General features: G+C 41.6%; 10 protein-coding genes and 1 pseudogene. 2 read left to right on the forward strand and 9 right to left on the reverse strand.

Annotated elements, in window-relative coordinates:
- Positions 1–8 precede the first annotated feature (8 nt).
- A complete protein-coding gene (locus tag BV372_RS30575; RefSeq protein ID WP_143845394.1) occupies positions 9–851 on the reverse strand; it encodes an AAA family ATPase in 843 nt (280 codons plus the stop codon).
- A 215-nt stretch (positions 852–1,066) separates the two neighbouring features.
- Here BV372_RS30575 and BV372_RS30580 point away from each other — a divergent pair, with 215 nt between their 5' ends.
- Positions 1,067–1,360, forward strand: a complete 294-nt coding sequence (locus tag BV372_RS30580; protein WP_086690633.1) for a hypothetical protein — start codon at positions 1,067–1,069, stop codon at positions 1,358–1,360.
- Between the two features lie 221 nt (positions 1,361–1,581).
- On the opposite strand, the gene BV372_RS30585 is transcribed toward BV372_RS30580, so the two are convergent.
- From BV372_RS30585 to BV372_RS30615, 8 genes and pseudogenes are all read right to left on the reverse strand, one after another.
- Positions 1,582–3,090 carry a thioester reductase domain-containing protein gene (locus BV372_RS30585; protein ID WP_086690635.1) on the reverse strand — a complete coding sequence of 503 codons (1,509 nt, stop codon included), beginning with the start codon at positions 3,088–3,090 and terminating at the stop codon, positions 1,582–1,584.
- A gap of 2 nt (positions 3,091–3,092) precedes the next feature.
- Entirely contained in the window at positions 3,093–4,763 is a 1,671-nt protein-coding gene (locus tag BV372_RS30590) for a PfaD family polyunsaturated fatty acid/polyketide biosynthesis protein (RefSeq protein WP_086690637.1), read from the reverse strand.
- A gap of 315 nt (positions 4,764–5,078) precedes the next feature.
- A complete protein-coding gene (locus BV372_RS30595) occupies positions 5,079–8,450 on the reverse strand; it encodes a type I polyketide synthase (RefSeq protein WP_086690639.1) in 3,372 nt (1,123 codons plus the stop codon).
- Positions 8,451–8,678: 228 nt separating this feature from the next.
- The gene (locus BV372_RS30600) at positions 8,679–10,040 is read right to left on the reverse strand and encodes a polyketide synthase (protein ID WP_086690641.1); all 1,362 of its coding nucleotides are present in this window, start codon (positions 10,038–10,040) and stop codon (positions 8,679–8,681) included.
- A gap of 253 nt (positions 10,041–10,293) precedes the next feature.
- Entirely contained in the window at positions 10,294–12,027 is a 1,734-nt protein-coding gene (locus tag BV372_RS30605) for an SDR family NAD(P)-dependent oxidoreductase (RefSeq protein WP_086690643.1), read from the reverse strand.
- Positions 12,028–12,213: 186 nt separating this feature from the next.
- Complete coding sequence (locus tag BV372_RS38500) at positions 12,214–13,437, reverse strand: phosphopantetheine-binding protein (RefSeq protein WP_373270819.1); 1,224 nt, start codon at positions 13,435–13,437, stop codon at positions 12,214–12,216.
- 90 nt (positions 13,438–13,527) lie between these two features.
- Positions 13,528–17,655 (reverse strand): annotated as a pseudogene (locus tag BV372_RS30610) (beta-ketoacyl synthase N-terminal-like domain-containing protein); the annotation flags it as partial.
- A gap of 238 nt (positions 17,656–17,893) precedes the next feature.
- On the reverse strand, positions 17,894–18,172 hold the full coding sequence (locus BV372_RS30615; RefSeq protein WP_086690647.1) for a hypothetical protein: 279 nt from the start codon (positions 18,170–18,172) through the stop codon (positions 17,894–17,896).
- 1,064 nt (positions 18,173–19,236) lie between these two features.
- Here BV372_RS30615 and BV372_RS30620 point away from each other — a divergent pair.
- Positions 19,237–19,659, forward strand: a complete 423-nt coding sequence (locus BV372_RS30620; RefSeq protein ID WP_086690649.1) for a hypothetical protein — start codon at positions 19,237–19,239, stop codon at positions 19,657–19,659.
- Positions 19,660–19,803 lie beyond the last annotated feature (144 nt).

The raw sequence follows: 19,803 nt of genomic DNA on the forward strand, positions 1-19,803 counted from the left end.
TGACTTCCCTAAACTTCATGAATATGGTGTTTTCTCATAAACCATTTAGGATTGCTATATTTTTCTCTTAAATCCAATTCCTCAGTGGGCACATTGGGCGAAATACTTAATCTTTTTTCATTCTGGTTATAAGGTCTTCTGGTCAGGATAAAATAAACACTGTCTGGAAGAATAGTAGGTAAATATAAAAGGTTTCCGGTTGATTCCTGGTCAACTTCATCCAGTGCATCAACAACCATTACCAAGCGATCGCCAGCAGATATTTTCTCCCTAGCTTTGATCAACAACGTTGATAAATCAGCATCTGCTGCATCATTTAACTGGTAACGATTCATCAATTGTTGGCGAATTTTTTTTAAGAATAATTCTGGGCGATTCATACCCTCAGCACGAATATTAAAAAAGCAAATCGCTTCAGGATGATCAATAATATATTGTGCTGCGATCGCACTTTTACCCATCCCAGCATCACCTACTACTGTAAAGTAGCCGCTAGAATTTCTATTGAAGAAATTTTCTATTGTATTAAATACAAACTCACGTCCACAAAATGACTGAGTTTTTTCTAGAATTAATCGTTCAAATTCTGGTGGTAATTGCTGTTGCTCATACCAGCTTTTAGGGTCAACTATATCGGTAGGTTTAAGATTTAAAACTTTCGCAATATTTGTTACTGCCCAACGTTCAACTCCATTAGGGCAATCTTTAGTCCCAAGTAAGCGTTTAACTGTATCTACCGATACATTTGCTTGCTGTGCTAGTTCTTCTTGAGTAAACTTGGCATCTTTGTAAGCTTGTTTGAGTTTGGCTTTTCCTTCTTCACTGGATTGAACTTTATTAGATTCACGCATCGTCAAAATTTAACAAAGCATACTGATATCCAAACAATAACGAATTTTTAAGTTTGCAGTCTAGGGCAGATAGATTTTTTTACCTTATCTATCTGCCCTAAATCACAGGGCAAAAATTTAGACAACCTAAACCTATCTGCCCTCGTCATATATTTTTTTGCTCAGGTAGGATACCAATATCAAAACAGAACAACACAGCATTTCGGAGGTTAGCGATGCAGTTCCAGCTTTTCAAAAAACCACAAACTAATGATACCTATAGCGATATTAAAGAAGAAATAATCCGCGAATTGTTGCGGCAAGTGCGTCACAGCTACAACCTTGCACTTGGTGTAACCGCTGCATCTGCCTTAATGACTTTATTTGGTGTTGGCCTTCTCTACTTCGATAAAGTGTCAGAAGCAAGCCTAACTGCTGGAAGTGGAATTTTAGCGACTATTACAAGCGTTCAGTTTTCCAAGCAAGCAAAAGAAGAACTACACGAAATGATAAAAAAGTTGCCAGAATAATACCATTTTTACAAAATAATTGTAGGGGCGAAATCTCTCCGCCCTTGACGACAATTTATATGTTGTAATTATTTAATTGGAATCACCCCAAAACTGGCCGCAGACTAGAAGCCTGGGGCTAAATAAACAAAGCCCGCACAGGCGGGCTTAAGATTATTACAGCCTACGAAAGTAGGCTTCGTCCGTATAGCCGCACCCTTGAGGGTGTCGCCTATTAACAACTACGCAACATTCAGAAAACCAGTCTGAATCAAATACGCAGTATAGGTCATAAACATTTCTGAACTGATGGGCGGACAAACGATAGAACTACCAGCGAGTGCTTGTAGAGTCTCCTGACAGCTAATGTGTGGTCTTCTCGCTTGCAAATACAAATCTGGAATTGTTAACTGCTCATCAGACCAACGTTCTAACAAAAATGGTCGCAGTGTGTATAAAGGATTATCTACAGAAGAGACATTATTGATCAACTCTGATTGCCATTGTTCATAAGGAATCGCCTTAACGGGATAACCGAATGATTGCACCCATTTAATTAACGTGCTTAAAGGTTCAGGTTGGGGATGTTGCAGGTTGAATGCTTTACCTATAGATGATGGCTGCATTGATAGATAAACAATGGCTTTGCTGACATAATCTACAGGAGACATATCCATCATATATTCCACATCTGGGAAATATCCCATTTGTAGACAGCCTTTAACCATCAAATTGATAAAGTCGTGGGTATTACAAATACCTGTCTGGCTATCTCCAGAAATTAAAGGTGGTCTGTGGATAGTTACAGGTAAACCGCGATCGCGCGCAAGTTTAACTAACTTCTCAGCTACCCATTTAGTTTGGGAGTAACCGAGGAAAATACCTTCCCAATGATTAAAGTCATCTTGCTCTTTCACTACCTTGCCAGCATAAGCAGGTGATTCAAACACCGCCACACTAGAAACGTAATGTACAGGCTTGAGTTTGATTTGGCTAGCTAATCGCAATACTTCTTGAGTGCCTAACACATTGGCTGCTTTCAATGCTGAATAGGGAAAAACATAATTCAGCAAAGCACCACTATGATAAATGGTGTCAATATTGGCAGCTAAAATTTGAAACTGTTCCGCGCCCATACCCAACAATGGTAGAGCTAGATCGCCAACAACTGGGACAATTCTCGGCTTATATGAATCATCCCAAAGTGCATATGCTTGGAGATTCTTTTCTAATTTGCTCTTACCTTCTTGAGGATTAGCAGCCCGCACTAAGCAGTAGATATCTGCATTGGTGTGCTGTAACAATTCCCGAATGATAAATGCTCCTAAATAGCCTGTACCACCAGTTAAAAAGATATGCTTCGGTTCAGTTATCGAGACTGGAGGTAAAGCGTCAGGGCGAATGGTGGGGTCAAGAACTACCTCGGCGCTTAAATCTAAAGTCGGGATAGGAGTATTAACAGAGGCAGTAGTTGTATCTTGAATTGCTGACTCTTCTGGTAAATCTTCAGCTAAACGCTGGGAAAGTGCAGCAATATTTGGGTAATGCCACAACAGCAAAGGTGAGGGTTGGAATCCCAGCATTTTTTCCAATTTGCTGACGAGAATCATTGCTTGGGCTGAATCCAAACCGTAGTTTTCCAAATGTTCGTGGATATCTATTTCGTCAGTTTCTACCCCTATCAATTCAGCCAAATTCGACACCAGCCATGCTTGTATATCTGCTGCACTATAAGAATGTTTTGAATTCATTTTTACATCTCCAATGTAGAACTAGCTGGGCGATATTGACTGTAATAATCGGGAATTTGCAAACCTTGAAATTTCAAACTTTGTATGCGATATAAAAATGCTGCACCAGTCATCAGGTGATTAGCAACATCAACAACTTTGCGGTTTTGGGGTTCAGCTAAATAAGTACCGCGCACCCAGTCGTTGAAACTACCCATCGCTGGGCCGCACCAAATTTGATAATCAACTTCTCTACCTTTTTCACCAGAATTCGACCAACGGGAAGATAATCCTAAATACCACCGAAAAATCACAGCCATCTTTAATTTAGGATTATTTACCGCCTTGCCAAGTTTTTCCGGATTTTTCTGGGATAAATAAGCAGCAGTTCCTTCCCAAACTTCGGCAATAGTTTTGCGAAAAACTTGTTTTTCTAATTTCTCTCTTTCAGCAAGCGGAATTTCTTCAATTGAGTCATAATTCCGGTACAACTCATACAATTTTTGCGCTCGCATCGGGAACATTGTGCCCCGTTTGAGAACTTGTAATTTGACTCCCATTTCAAACATATCTGCGGCTGGAGCCATCATTACGTCAGCCATTTCAGCTTGTGCAAGTAATTTTTTGGTATGTTCGCAAGCACCAGATTCAACACAAGATTGATTAATTGAACCTGTAACTACATAAGCTGCACCCATCATAAAAGCAGCTAAAGCTGATTGTGGTGTAGCAATTCCGCCGGCTACTCCTACTCTAATTGGTTGTGAGTAATGATATTGTTCTTGAATTTCATCTCTCAAAGCCATAATGGAAGGTAACAAACAAACCAGGGGACGATTATCTGTGTGACCACCAGAATCAGCTTCGACAGTAATATCATCAGCCATTGGAACTTGGGCTGCAAGGGTTGCTTGTAACTGAGTAATTAATCCTTGTTCAACAAGTTCTTTAAGGATTCTGGGTGGTGGTGGTTGGAGGAATTTGCTGGCTACTTCTCTACGAGAAATTTTGGCAATGACTTTATTTTTGATTTCAATTTGATTAGCTGCATTCAAACTTAATCCTGCAACTCGGTAATAAACAATGTTGGGGGTTAAGTCAAGAAATGCAGATGCTTCGACTACTTTCACGCCATATTTGAGGAATAAATCCACAGCCCGACGTTCGATCGTTGGTTCATTGGGGCTGTGGATTAAATTAAAAGCATAGGGGCCTTGTGGTAAGGCTTGTTGGATTTTATTGATAGCAGCTTCTAAGCGATCTGGGCTTAAACCGCCTGCACCAAAGGAACTTAAAATTTTCTCTTTTCCGAGTGCAATAACCATTTCTTCGGAAGCAATGCCCCCAGCCATTGCACCAGTTGCATAGGCATATTTCACTCCGTAAAAGGAGAGAAAACTGGGATCGCCTAATTGTTGAATTTTAATTGGTGGGATGGATGCTAAAAGTTCTACTGGTGCAGTTACAGTGCTATCAACTGGGCATAAATACCCTACATTGGTAACGCCAATTTTCCCTGACACGTTAACAATATAACAGGGTTGATCTAAGGTGAGAAATTTATCTACTATGCCTTGTTGATCAAAAGATATGCAATCTAGGGAACCTTTCCAGATGAGATTTTGTCCATAGGAATAGCAGGTAAATCCTAGTCCGTTTTCGTGTTTACTTAGTGGCGTATCTACAGTGGTCACGCTAGTTATCCCTCGATTTATAAGCAATGGTTTATAAAGGATTAAGGGTGTTCGCCCTTGGCGTTCCCGAAGGGTAGGATGAAAAAAGAGGTAATACCAATTTTGATTTATCTATCGTGAGTGTTACTGTGTTTTAGAAAGTTCGTTAAATTTTAGCTGTGTTGCGAGGATGATGTTTTTAACGAACCGCAGAGGACGCAGAGGACACAGAGGGAAGAGAGATGATAGAGTTTAAAAATTGGTATTATTTTAGATAGCATAAGACTGAAGTTTTTATTTCAATTTTTGCCTTCTGCCATCTGCCCTCTGCCTTTTTTATGATTCTTCATTGAGTAAGTTTTGAGCGCAAGCTAATTGCAATTGAATGATTTCACTCATTTGCTTGCTAAAATCTTGTCGGGATTTTAAGAAAGCAGTATGGGATTTGGTCAAGTTGGCATTGTTAGCATTGAGCTTTTGATATTGAGTCTTATTTAAATCGGGCATACGGATAGTTTGGACAGGTTTGCGAATTATATTTTGTGTAGGGAAACTAGGCTGAGTTGCTTGTTGGGAAGTCGTAGTTATCTCAAAGGATTGTAATTGTTCCGTTGAGACTAAACCGTGTTCCATGATATTTTTCTCTGCGATTTCTTCTGGCTGATTTGTTGGCAGTAAAATATCATTGCTTGGTTTATTATTGGTAGCAATTACCACTGGAGTATTCAGTGAATTGATAACTGGATTTGCTCTGGAATAATCAACTGTGGCGGAGTTTGCTTGTGGTTTGCTAGCTAAATTTTGGAAAATTTGGCGATTTTCTTCACTCAAAATTGTGGCAGTAATTGAGTTACCGCCTAATGTAATGTTTCGTTGGGTGAGTTTACTGTGATTTCCCGTTTCTTGGGTGAGGTTGTAAAGAGATGAGATGTCTAACTCAACTTTATGGCTGAGTAATTTAGCTAGTGCTTTAACTATAGAAGTATGGTCATCCATACCTCTGCGATTCAGGGAAACGGTAATATGTTCTTGTCCTTCGAGAATTTTGCTTACCCAGCGAGAACAGACACCGCCAGCACCGGCTTCGATAAAAATTTTGACTCCATCGGCGTAAACGCGATTAACTAAGCGAGGAAAATCAAGTTGTTGGCTGAGTCCGGTGGCGATACTGTGGGCTACTACTTCACTGTTAACTGTGATAGGTTTATACCCAGCCGCAGAAGAAAAAGTAATACCGGGAATCTCCTGAGTTGGTAAGGTGTTGAGTTTTACTAACTCTGTGTACTCCGATCGCATGGCTTCACAATGGATTACATGGTCGAAGGGGGCAGGGAAGGAGTTACAGCCCAAGGCTTTAATGACGCGCTGACAAGCTGCTGGTTCACCAGCGATTAATACTTCTTCTGGTGTATTAATCTGCGTTAAATAAACACGACTCTCATTTTTTAGACATTCTTTCACTTTGTCTGGAGTCGCCATGAGTACATAGTTAGCCCAGAAGTTATTGTCAGAAGCTTCGGATGCTGGTGGTAAGTTCCAGTACTCGCGCACAGCATTTTTTGGGCCAGATAACCTATCGCCAAATAAAGCTGAGGAGTTAAAGCTGTTACTTCCAGCAAAAAAATCACTCCAAACTCCTTGGGCAACCATCATGCTAGTTTCACCCAGGCTATAGCCAAACACATATTTGGGTTTGACTTGAAAGCGATCGCGGATTACTGTGGTGATTAACCTAGTAAAAAACATTTCCGCTTCAAACATTGCTAGGGAATCATCTAGCAATTTCTTCTCCAGGGTTTCTAGTTCTCTGGTAGATAACTTATGTAAGCTTCTGGGAAAAACCAGTTTCTCTACATCCGAGACTCGTTTATACAGACTCTTAACGAAGGGTTCATTTTGCAGGTTGGGGAACAGACGGAAGAGAGTCCGACCAATACCCACATAGGAATTGACAGCAGCTGGATACACATAAGCAACCTCACCTTCTTTACCCAATGGTTTAGCGGTAAAATAACTACCTATAGGTGTTTGCCAATCACTACCCTTTTCAAAGGCAGTATTTACCCCTTTTTGGGCTGAGGCGATTTCTTTGAGTAATTCCTTTTTGTTGCGTCCGGTAATGGCTAGGGTGTATTTGGCTGTAGAATGCTGCTGAAATTTGACGAAGTTCTTACTAGCAGCATCAGATAGAGACTCAGAATTCTCAATTTCTTGTTGGAGGTTATCCAACAGATTTAGTAAAGCCGAACGGTCATCAGCCGCTAAAGGGAACAGATAAAACGGCCGTTGCTGTAAATATCTACTGCTGTGATTGATTTGGTCTGGTTCATCGGACAAGATGACATGGGCGCAAGTACCATCACAACCCATACCATTAATGGCGGCGATTCTGTGGGTACTATCTTTATGGAGGAACCAAGGTCTTGATTCTGTCGCCACAAAGAAAGGACTACCTTGCCATACTTGCGGTGTTTTCACACCAGACCAGTTGGGGGTAGCCGGAATATAGTTGTGATAGAGACACAAAGCTGTTTTGATGAGACTGGCAATTCCCGATGCTACATAAGTGTGTCCAATATTAGCCTTAACGCTGCCAATGGCACAATGTAAACCATCGCCTACAGAGCGATAAGCCTGAAGCATCCCCGCAATTTCTGCCTCATCTTCCTGGGGAAAACCACTAGCAACAACTTCTACATAGTTAACTGCTGTTGGCTGAATTCCCGCCATTTGGAAAGCTTGCTGACAGACTTGGTTAATCGTATCTGCATCTACAGAAGTAGAAGCAGCTTGACCAATACTGATAGCATCAACCACAGCGTAAATGCGATCGCCCGCAGCCTTAGCAGTATCATAACGCTTGAGAACAACTGCACCTGCACCTTCGCCAACTGTCCAGCCATTAGCATTTTGGTCATAGCTTAAGGTATTAGCACCAGTATTCACTGTTCCCCATTGGCTACGCAGCAAGACATTTTCTATCCCGCCAGCCAAATCGACAGCACCAACCACCACAGCATCTACTTCTCCAGTCATGAGTAGCATTTGTGCCACTTCTAAAGCTTTGAAAGCAGAGGTTTCCACCGCCGTCATCGTAAATGATGGGCCAGTGAAATTCCACAGCGAAGAAATGCGACTCGCCATAATGTTGGCGATATAGCTGAGGTATTCACCAATATCTACTTGATGGTGAACACTATCTTTAACAATAGTTTCCAACTGAGCAATTTTATCCGCAGGCAAAGCAATTTCCGCAGCATTTAAACCATCTTTAATTTGCCACGATAAATTCCATCTTTGCTGTAGCTGGTGAACAGACAATTCTGTTTCAGCTGCAATAATTACAGCGACATTTCCCCCTTCTTGAATCCCTGCATCTTTCAATGCACCATCTGCCACTGTTAACAGTAACAGTTGTTGCGGATTGAGTTGTTCTACTTCATTTGGGGGAATTTTGTAAGCTAAAGTATCGAGGGCAAAATCTTGAATGTATGCGCCTACAGGGGCTTTACCATCCGGTAAACCGTACTCTTTGAGTAAATCTTCTTTCCCATCTATGCCATACCATCTTTGAGATGGTAGGGGAATAAAATGCTGTTTGCCGTCATAAATACTACGTTCAAAAGCATCTAAATCTTTACATTCACCAAAAAAGGCATCCATGCCGACAATGGCAATTTTGGATGATTGTATTTCTTGTTCAAACATTGTTTAATTACGCTAACTAAAGTTTGTTATTTGGTAAGGCAGAGGGCAGATGGCAGAAGGAAAGATTGCTGATTTTGGTGTGGCTGAGTGATGGGATAATTTCTTTCACAGTAAATCCTCTATTTTCTGCTTGAAAGTTTAAATTCCCCTACTTGATGGATAGAGAAAATAAACCTTACATTTATGCAAAGAAACTCTTTTCTTTCCTTCCTTCTGCCCTCTGCCTTTCTACACTTCATCCTTCTTTTCCAGAATCAGATGTGAATTAGTTCCGCCAAAACCAAAAGCACTTAAAGCTGCACGTTTAACTGGCGAATTATCTGGCCATGTCGTCGCAGTTCTCACAATATTTTTGTCAGAAATGACACTATTTTCAGAACCAATCGGTTCACTCACGTTAATAGTTGCTGGAATCACACCAGCATTCATGCTATAAATCGCCTTAGCCAAGCCAACCATACCAGCCGCTACTAATAAGTGACCCACATTAGCTTTAGTAGAACCCACCAAAGGCGATGCTTGGTGTTCACCAAAGAAAGTCTCTATAGAGCTAAATTCTGTGGTATCTCCTAATAATGTCCCTGTAGCATGGCACTCCATATAATCAATGTCTTTGGGGCTAAGTTGCGCTTCCTTATATGCTCGTTCAAAAGCGAGAATTTGTCCTTTGGAATTAGGACTCAATAAATGCTTACCTTTGCCATCATTAGAGATTCCATTACCAGCAATTGTGGCAAGAATTTTATCGCCATCTCTAACAGCATCGCTGTAGCGCTTCAGCATTACCATCCCAATGCCATCGGAGGTAATTAATCCGCGAGAAGACTTATCTAAAGGACGACTGATACCATTTTCGGGATAACCTTGAATCCCAGAAAATAACATTCGTAAAAACAGCGGATCTACACAACTAATTGCACCCGCTAACATCACATCAGCTTTGCGTGTTTGCAGATAATGAGATGCCATCTTAATCGCATAAAATGATGATGAACAAGCAGCATCTATACAGAAATGATTACTGGATAAAGAAAATGCTTGGGAGACGAGTGCGGCTGGAAAGCCGGTTATCATCGCATTATATGGGGAAGCCTTGGTTGTTGTTGGTAACGCAGCCAACCGGAAATTTTCATCTTGCAAAAGTTCTGCGATCGCAGGTTCAATCGTTTGCTGATAAATTGGCGCAAACAATTGATTAGACATCTTCGTGGGTAAGGATAAAGTCCCTAGAATTACCCCACATTTGGAGAGAACTTTTTGGTTTCCCCAGTAACCACTGTGCTGAATCGCTTGTTTAGCCGCATACAGCGACCATTTAAAAGAATTATCTAAAGTGTCAACCAACTCCACAGGCAAATTGTATTCGCTGGCATCAAATTCAAAATTACGAATAAATCCACCTTGGAGAAAATATATTTTTTCCGGTTGTCCCTTAATTGGCTCGTAAAATATTGTGGGATCTACACCCAAATCTGCAATAGTAGTAGCTGAAGTTGCATCTTTCTCATCTGTAATATTTTGCCAAAACTGTTCAGGATTATTGGCATCAGGAAAGAGGCATGATAATCCGATAATGGCTATTTTTTCCACGGCTGATATCCTCGTTGGGGTATTAAATAAAAGGGGATATTATCTCTATTCCTCACTCTTCTCCCCTTGGCACTCTTAGCGGTTAATTAAAAATAAAACCGCATCAATTAGATTCCCCGAACATGACAGGACTTACGCTTTTAGTTGGCTTCAGATACCCGATTTCTTAAAGAAGTCGGGTATCTTGTTGTTCAATAGCATTTCAAATTGATTATAATGCATCAAAGAAATGCTATAAATACAACAAAACGAATTACTTAGGTTGAAGCAAACTCATCGGCACAACAACAGCCTTAGCACCTAAGATTTGTGCGTATAATTTCCCTTCGCGATCGTGAAGAATAAAATCGGCAGTTAAACCAGTTCCTTTTTTCTCCTTAATATCAGTAGAAACATAAAAGGTTTCATCGACTGGTATTGCTCTATACTGTTCGGATGTTGTTAACTGTCCAGGTAAACAAACTTCTTCATGAAAATGGCTTAACCAAATCCATAAAGGTTGTGTACTCAAATCAGTTGCATAAGGATTGTGCCAATGAATCGGGAACTGTCCTTGTTGTTGTTCGGTGATTTGCTCCCAAAAGCATTCGGTAGTAATTTTTTCGGGGCTAATATTTAAAACCCTTTGAATTTTCTGAAAACATGGCCCATGAAATAATGTAGATGGCCCATTTTGATAAAAATCTTTACCAGTAGCGGTAATGATGCCATCTTCTGTAAGATTTATGCCATCATACATAGGTGCAGCAGGTAATTTTCGCACCAGTTTGATAGTAGAGGTGAAATGATAATGTGTTTTGCCAGCAGGAGTTTTACTGAAGATAGTTGTTTGAAATTCAATAAACTCTCCCTCAGATTTAGCAATTTCTTTGAGTTGCAGAATATGTTCGCTGGCTACAGATTCATTAAAGGTAATTCCCTTTAAAACTTTAAAATCTTTGCAGCTGAAATATCTATAACCTGGATAAGCTTCTTCACAACCATTAATCATCCATGACATCGCACAGGTAGCTGGAACTACTGGATAACCTGCAATTACATGATCCATTAAAAATGGATTGGCTTCTACTACGATCCGGCGACGGATTTGATGAGTTTTTAATTCAGGATCTAAAGGTGCAGGTGGTGGAATTAGGGGACTACCAATCACCAATTGAGTAGTGTCGTGATGCTTGGGATGTAGTTCTTTGACTAACATTTTTGTTCCTACTTCCACAGGAATAATATCAATTCCCCGTTCTGCAAATGCTTTTTTAAGTTCTGGTGTTACCATACCACTATCCCAGCCGCCCCAATTAATCGCCACGACGTGACAGTTGGGGTAGTACTGTTTCATCAAGTGGGCTGATTTGTTGAGAATTTCGTTAGCGATCGCATAATCGGACTGACCGATATTGCCGTAAAATCCTGTGATGGAGGAGAACAACACTAAATGCTGAAGTTGCTCTGCGGGAACGCAATCTAAAAGGTTTTCTAATCCTTGAACTTTGGCGGTGTAAACCTTTTCAAAATCCTGTTCTGTCTTCTTTTCAATTAACTTATCAGCTAAATTACCTGCACCATGTATGATGCCTGTAATTGGCCCCATGCGGTTAACAGCAGCCGCAAGTTGTGCTTTTAATGCTTGGGTATCGGTGACATCAACGCTGAGATATTCGGCTGTAGCACCTGTTTGTTGAATGGCGGCTAGGGTTTTTTTGATTTCGCGGCTGGAGTGAATTTTGTTATATATTTTTTGTACATTCATGGGTGTTGGCTTCTCACCTTGAGCGAGAAGATTTTCCATGATGCGTTTTTTTAATGCGGCTTCTTCAAAACAATTTTGAGCGTAATCTGGCTCGGTTGCTAATAGTTCGGAACGTCCCAGGAGGATGAATTTACAAGGTTGTTTTTTAGCTAGTTCAATTGTGCATTCTGCGGTGATACCTTTGGCTCCACCGCTAACAAGAAAAACTGATGAGGGACGAATAGGTGTTTGTGTTGTCATCTTTCAATTTTGGATTTTTAACCGCCGATAAACGCCGATAATTAGAATTGCGTTCTTCTTTCTTTGCGCCTTTGCGCCTTTGCGTGAGAAAAAAGATTTTTAAAACGAACCGCAGAGGACGCAGAGAAAAGAGAGTTTAAGAGAGAGGGAGATGAGGTGTTATTATTCCTTATCTCCCTTATTTCCTTACTTATCAGATGAAGTGATTAGGGTAACTCTTCCCTGAGCGCCGTAGCCAACTTCACTAAGATAAAGATTAGAGTCGTGCAACTCAGCAATGATGTGTTGTGCTGATTGTTGAGCATCGAGAGAAGGGCTAATGTCGATCGCTCTGGAATATACTTTGGGCCATTCCCATCTCATTGTTTTGGTTAAGCCAGCTAAACCGGCTCCGATGACTCCAAAGTTGGTGTTACGCTCAAACCCGAAGGCTCCATCTAATCGAGCTACTGTGATAAAACAACTGCGTCCGTAACGCGCCGCTTCGTTGAGGGATTTTTTCAGGTGTTTGGCCATGAAGAAGACGTGTTTAACGATCGCCTTTTCCTGTTCAATATAAGGAAGTGTCTTTGTGTGACTGACCTGAAATACCGGGTGAATATGGATGAAAGCCCCAATGCTGCCAAGGGTGGTGGCGATCGCAGATAATTTATCTTGTAGTAGTTGTTCGCTTAAATCTACTAGGGTGATGCGGGTAACGCTTGGGGGTAAGAGTGCTTGTTGGGGAACAATCGATTGAGGAAAGCTTAAAACTACGACCTTCCAACCTTTGTCGATTAAGGATTGCACTACCACCGAGGTGGTGAGGGAACCATCATCGGTAACTAACGCGATGTGTCCCTCTGGTAAGTTGAAATCTAAGTAATCTGGTTGGGGAAGGTATTTGAGTTTGGCGGGTAGACGTTGAACGTTATGCTCTACATCTATTATCGGCTCGTCGTCAAACTCAAACTCATGCTTTTTTTTTTCACCTCCAGCCAGCTTCTGGAGATAATCAACTATTTGACCGATGGTGCGCAAGTCGCCAAGTTCTTCGATGTCTGGCTTGGGTAAGTCGGGGTACATTTCTTGCATCGCACCCAGGATTTCTACTCGTTTGATGGAGTCAATTCCTAAGTCGGCTTCCATGTCCATTTCCAGTTCCAGCATCTCTACTGGGTAGCCTGTTTTTTCACTGGTAATGTTGAGTAGAGTTTGACCGATGTCTGCGTAATCAGTGGTAGTTGTGGTTTCTACTTCGGGGACGAAGGAGACTACTTCGCTGACTGGGGCGACTGGTTCAGGAGCAGTAATTACAGTTGTTACTGCGGTGACTGGGGCGGCTGGCTCAGGAGCAGTAATTACAGTTGTTACTGTGGTGACTCCTTGAGGAATTTCCGTGGTTACTTGTACCGAAGAACTTTGCACCACTACAGAGACATTTCCAGTGGCGTTGGTTTGCAGATACTCAACTACTTGACCAATAGTACGTTTTTCTGCTAATTCTTCCAAGTTTGGCTTGGGTAGGTCGGGGTATAATTCTTGCAATCCGCCTAAGATTTCTACTCGTTTGATGGAGTCAATTCCTAAATCAGCCTCCATGTCCATGTCCATCTCTAACATCTCAACCGGGTAGCCTGTCTTTTCGCTCGTGATGGCTAACAGGTTAGTACTCAACTGAGATAAATCAACGGTAGTAGATACAGCGACAGGTACAGGTTCGGGGTTGAAGGCGACAACTTGAGCTACGGGCTGCTGCTGAACGGGCGCTACAGCAATAGGAATCTCAATTACAGGCTGGGGAGCAGGAATTTCTGCTACAGGCTCAGGTTGAGGTTCAACTATTTTGGGAGTTGAGCCATTTTTGACAACAGGCTCAACTACAGGTGCAGTGAAAGTTTCAACAATTTTGACGGTAGGCGGAACAGGTGCTTCGGTAACAGGTTCGCTAACGAAAGGTAATGTTACCTGGGGTAGGGTGAGTTCTTCACCTGAAACTAGGTGAGAATATTCTTGCTGAATTAGTTGGAAAAAGTTTTTCGTATATTCGATTTGCTCTTGGAGATACTGCTCATGGATGCGTAGAGTTTCACCTTGTTGGGAATGAAACTGCATCATGCTACGCTCTAAGCTTTCCATCACAACTTGCTTGAGCTTGGCGGTTTCTGTTGAAGATTTAGCCTCAGCCAGCAAGGCGTTTTGTTGTTGCATCAGTTGGAAAAATGTCTTGGCATATTCCATCTGATGACTGAGATAATGCTCGTGAACTTGTAAATTTTCGCTTTGATTGTTCTGAAATTGTGACAGGAGATATTCTAAACTTTCTAGAACTCGTTGATAATTTACAGGTTTTTCTGGTGTTTGCATCTTTGATTCCTGGGCTGGTATTTCTAAAAGGGTCGCAGGATTCATTTGAGGCTTTGGTTCAGGAGAATAAGCAACGCTGTTCACTATTGGAGTAGGAGCAGGGGATGTTTTTTTATGTCCGTTACTTTGGATGGGTGTAGGAGTTACAGGTTCTATGTTCACAGGTGCAGGTGAAGGTGCAGAGATTGCGGGGGTGATGGTAACTTCAGGTGCAGATACTGCGGGGGTAACGGTAACTTCAGGTGCGGGTGCAGCTAACTTAACTTGATGTCCATTTTGCAAAGCTTGAGGGAAGGCGTTTTTGGTTTTTTCCGACACATAATTAATGCCGTTTAACTTCACAGATAACGCCTTCTTCTTCTCATTTTCCGGTGCAGGTAGCACAGGTTGTAGTTGATAAGGATCGAGATTTTTCAAAGACAAGCCAACCACACGCAACTGAACAGCCGCTTCTCGCAAAGAGCGATCGCTATTCTTTTGAGTGCTGGGGTTTAAGGAAATCGTAAGATGCGGGCGATCGCCTAAAATATCTTTGACTAAGTTAGTCAGAATCCGCCGCGGCCCAAATTCTACAAAGCAGTAACCACCAGCCGCGTAGATACTTTCAATCTCCTGCTTAAACAGCACCGAGTTTGAGAGGTGAGTTTCCAGGATTTTTTGAATTGATTGGGATTCTTGGGGATACTTTTGACCAGTGACGTTACTGAAAACTGGGATTTGCGGAGCTTGGAAGCTGACAGACTTAGTTGCGATCGCAAAGGATTTCTGTGCAAAAGCAATTAAAGGTGTGTGGAAAGCTGCGGATACAGGTAGTAGAACAGCCGCATAGCCTTTGTCATGCAATGCTTGGCGAACTTTAGCAATTTCGGCGGTGGGGCCTGCTAAGACAACTTGGGTAGGAGAATTGATATTAGCGATCGCAACTTGGGGATAATGTCTGATGACAGCTTCTACCTTGGCGATATCTTCTTTGACAGCCAGCATACTTCCCGCATCATGATCTGGGTCTTCGGGAGCCGCCATTGCTTGACCCCTAGCCTTGACCAAAAATAGGTAATCTTGCTCGCTCAAAACACCCGCAGCCCATAAAGCTGTCAGTTCGCCAAAGCTGTGTCCCGCCACAAAATCTGATTTAAAACCAGCTTGTTGCAGTATGGAATACAACCCAGCACTCAATACCCCAATTGCGGGTTGAGCATATTCTGTGCGTTGTAAAGCCGCGACTTGAGCATTCTTTTCTGCTTCCTCAAAGGTCGGAGCAGGAAATACTATTTCCGATAACGGCCGCAAATTATCTTTGAGCAACAGGCTATCCATCTTGCTGTAAAGACGGCGCATTTCGGGGAAGTTCATCACCACTTCCCGACCCATCTCTAAGTACTGAGAACCTTGTCCAGAAAATAGCGCGACTACTTTACCGCCTAAATTCATCCCAGCGGAACGGAAGTAAATTCCTTGGGGATGCTCCCAAGAGATTGCTGAACCTTTATGTTTTAACCAGTCCAGACTAATTTGCATTAACTTGCAAGCTTCTTGCAGATTCTCAGCAACAAATCCAACTCGTGCCGCAGCTTGGGGAATTTCACCAGATGTACACTCTTGAATCAATTCTGCATAATGTCTTTCGCCATCTTTTGACTGCAACTTAGCCAAAGTTTCTTCACACTTGGTCACAAGTTGAGCAGAAGTACCAGCAAACAGCAGAATTTCCGCAGGCGCATTGTGCAAACGGTAAGGCTGATTTTGTTCAGCGCCGTATTCTTCCAAAACCACGTGATAATTTGTGCCACCAAAGCCAAAGGAACTCACACCCGCACGTCTCGGCGCTTCACCTTCCGCCCGAATCCAAGGTCTGGTTTCTGTATTTAAATAGAATGAGGAATTTTTAATGTTGAGTTTGGGGTTTGGCTCGGTAATGTTAATTGTGGGTGGCAATACCTTGTGATGTAGTGCCAAAGCAGTTTTAATTAAACTTGCTGCACCCGCAGCCGCTTTTGTATGCCCAATTTGCGATTTCACACTACCAAGAGCAATGTGCTGTTTCTGGGAATCATGTTCGTTAAAGAAATCTCTTAAAGACCCGAATTCTGTGGGGTCGCCAGCCATTGTACCTGTGCCGTGCGCTTCCATCAAACCCACAGTAGCGGGAGAAAAGCCTGCATCTTCGTAAGCACGTTCTAAGGCTTTTACTTGACCTTCTTTGCGGGGAGCATAAATGCTCTTGTAGCGTCCATCGCTAGAAGTACCGATGCCTTTGATGACTGCATAGATTTTATCGTTATCCCGTTCTGCATCTTCCAGACGCTTGAGGACAATCATCCCAATACCTTCACCCAGCATCATCCCATCGGACTTAGCATCGAAAGGTTTGACATTCTCACTAGGAGAAACAGCCGGGGTTTTGCTGAAGGAGATGTAAGCCATAATGGTGTTGTCGGTATCAACGCCACCAGTCAGCATCATGTCGCTGCGATACTCAACTAGTTCGCTAATCGCCATTTTCAAAGCGCCGAAGGAACTAGCACAAGCTGCATCAACTACACAATTCATCCCGCCAAAATTCAGGCGGTTGGCAATTCTACCTGCAACTACGTTGGCTAACATCCCAGGGAATGCATTCTCATCCCATTTGACATAAGCGCTTTTAATTTTCTCAACAATTTTTTGAGTATCTTCATCAGATAAACCACTGCTTTTCAGCGCTTTTTCCCAAATAGGATATTCTAACCTAGCAGACAGTGGCATTCCTAACTGCTTGGCCATCGCCACGCCTAAGATTACCCCAACAGTTTCGCGGCTAAACTCACGCGCTTCACCATAGCCAGCATCTTCCATTGCTTCTTTCGCAACTACTAAACTTAATAGTTGCGATACATCTGTGACTTCTAAAATGCTGGGGGGAATGCCGAATTCCATTGGGTTAAAATCAACCTCAGGAATAAATCCACCTCTTTTACAATAGGTTTTATCCTCAGGTGTTCTGGGGTTTGGATCGTAGTAATCTTTAACGCTCCAATGTGTATCAGGAACATCAGTAATACAGTCAATTTTATTAACAATATTGCGCCAATATTCCCGTAAATTTCGCGCTTTCGGAAATAGAGACGCCATCCCAACAATGGCTATAGGATTTTGTTGTAATTGTCTGTTAATCTTGTTAAGGGAAATTGGTTTGTCTGACTTCACTTTTTTCTCCTCTATAAACTTAATCAAAGCCTTTTCACAACTGTTGATCTGGATTTCCAAATCCGCTAAGGCAGTATCAATGGAATAAGCAGACATAGGACATAGACTAATCTGGGGGACTGTGAATTGCGCAGCAACAGTAATTTCTGTGCCTAGCAATAATGAAAGCTATCTGTTTTAATAAGCAGGTAGCTACCCTATCTGCAAAAGCTAAATGCTTTTTTTGGAATAACACCGCACGACACATACTGCCCTAATTAAGCTTTGATTAATTGGCGCTTTTGGCGTTATCAGCCAATTTAGGAGCATAACGAGTAGTGATTTGGAAAAAATACTAGACAACGCCCGACTCTTGATATTGCGGCAGCAGGTCAATAACGTTGTTGAAATTGGTAAAATAATCGTGGAGCGCTTTAGCAGCTTGACCAGTGAATTCCATCCATTCGTAGTGATAGAGATTTTGGGCAACTGTATCCCACTGGAGTAATGGAAACTTAGGAGTAGCTATTAAGACAGAAACGCTTTTTTCTCCCAAACTAGTTTGACTATCTAAGTTTATTGCAGCCACATAGCTGGTGTTAATGACAACGTTCTGTATCTTGATAAATGTCATAGCCAGTTTCAGCTTCCAGGATAATGTATTTTATGCAATTTGCCCGATAGAAGTTGACAAGTTCGTTACAGAAAAAACCTCACATTTACTCCGAATTAATGCAGTTATTTAAATAATCTCCGAACATTCTTAAGGTGATAACAATGCGGCTTGGTTTAGTTTTTTCTTTTCTACTCACCAGAAATCAACTAATTTACCTGCCGTTTTGAAACACTTGAATTAATACAAAGACTAGCACAACTTAAATAAACTAAATTGTTTATTTCAAGTAATTTAAGAAAGAAAATTGAGTGCTACTGACAAAAAGATTTAATTAAGCTAAAAGCATCAGTATCTTTTTTCGCCATGATTAGCAACCTCATATTTGCTTGCTTAATTGCTAGATATCGATTAAATAATAATTGCAATAATAACCGTAATAAATAAGTTAAATAAATTACGTTATAATTAGTACAAAGATTGGATGAAGTCGCAACCGTATTTTTTTCAGCATAACATCATAAAACCCCAAATTTTTTTAGTGTTTTTTCAAGATAAATCAACATAAGAAATAAATAAGTGCTTTATAAAGCAAAGCTTAATTTTGCTAAAAGTGCATGATAAACAGCAATTTTGTTCCAAGCATTCTCTCGTTTAGCTAAGAGGATGTTTTAAAAGTCCTCTTGTGCGTAGCAAAAAATTATAGATCCCCCTAAATCCCACTTCAAAAGGGGGACTTTGATTCCGGTTCCCCCTTTTTTAAGGGGGGCTAGGGGGGATCAGCAAGTACCTAAAATCACAGCAAACCACGTTTCAAATAACCTCTAAAAGACCGCCTACAGGCTGTAAGCCTGGGGCTAATACCAATTTGAAAAAAGAATGCGACAGATGATAGGGGCAAGGCATTGGACTGTTTCATTAATTTTACTGGGTTGCCAGATCCCCGACTTCTTAGAGAAGTCGGGGATCTGACCCCTCGCAACTCGTCATAACTTTTGGATGTGTCGCCAACTACAGCAGTTTTGCCGTGCATGACATATACTACTCTATGATTATTCTTAACAGAATTATCTTGAAGATCAGTAATGAACAGCATCTTTACCCCCGAAGAAATTACTGCCCTCTCTGCCGAAATTGACCGCCAGTTAACAGAACTGCGCTATGCCCCAGATTCAGAGCAAAAACAAGGAGAGAATAAAATTTCAGATGAAAAATTGCTGGTAAAACAAACGACAGAAATTACAAATCTTACACAAGAAAATTCTCAGAGTTTTTTGCAGAAATTTGGACGAGCCGCCAAGAGTGATTTATGCCAAGAAGGGGGAATGCTGAATCAGCAGTGGAAGAAATGGGGTGATTTGGATAATAAGGATGCTGTGGAACGCTTGGGTGCAGTGTTGGTAACGATGGGTTTTTCGGGGGATGTGTTATCTCCTTTAGTTGTTGCAGTCACGGTGATTATTATTCACATTGGATTGAAAGCTTTTTGTGAAGATTATTCTGCGTAGTGGCGCTGCTAGTGTTCGGATTACCCCACCCTAACCCTCCCCTTGGAAAGGGGAGGGAACTAGATTGTCTTATTTCCCCCCTTTCCAAGGCAGGGCTGTTTCATTCCCTAAAACAGGTAAAATTGCAAGTGTTGAGGGGAAAAA

This window comes from Nostoc sp. T09 (assembly GCF_002154695.1).
In the GTDB taxonomy this organism is placed as follows: Bacteria; Cyanobacteriota; Cyanobacteriia; order Cyanobacteriales; family Nostocaceae; genus Aulosira.

What these genes read in the sequence shown, in the direction of transcription:
- BV372_RS30575 (WP_143845394.1), bottom strand. Translation starts at nt 851, where the DNA reads ATGCGTGAATCTAATAAAGTTCAATCCAGTGAAGAAGGAAAAGCCAAA.
- BV372_RS30580 (WP_086690633.1), top strand. Translation starts at nt 1,067, where the DNA reads ATGCAGTTCCAGCTTTTCAAAAAACCACAAACTAATGATACCTATAGC.
- BV372_RS30585 (WP_086690635.1), bottom strand. Translation starts at nt 3,090, where the DNA reads ATGAATTCAAAACATTCTTATAGTGCAGCAGATATACAAGCATGGCTG.
- BV372_RS30595 (WP_086690639.1), bottom strand. Translation starts at nt 8,450, where the DNA reads ATGTTTGAACAAGAAATACAATCATCCAAAATTGCCATTGTCGGCATG.
- BV372_RS30605 (WP_086690643.1), bottom strand. Translation starts at nt 12,027, where the DNA reads ATGACAACACAAACACCTATTCGTCCCTCATCAGTTTTTCTTGTTAGC.
- BV372_RS30615 (WP_086690647.1), bottom strand. Translation starts at nt 18,172, where the DNA reads ATGACATTTATCAAGATACAGAACGTTGTCATTAACACCAGCTATGTG.
- BV372_RS30620 (WP_086690649.1), top strand. Translation starts at nt 19,237, where the DNA reads ATGAACAGCATCTTTACCCCCGAAGAAATTACTGCCCTCTCTGCCGAA.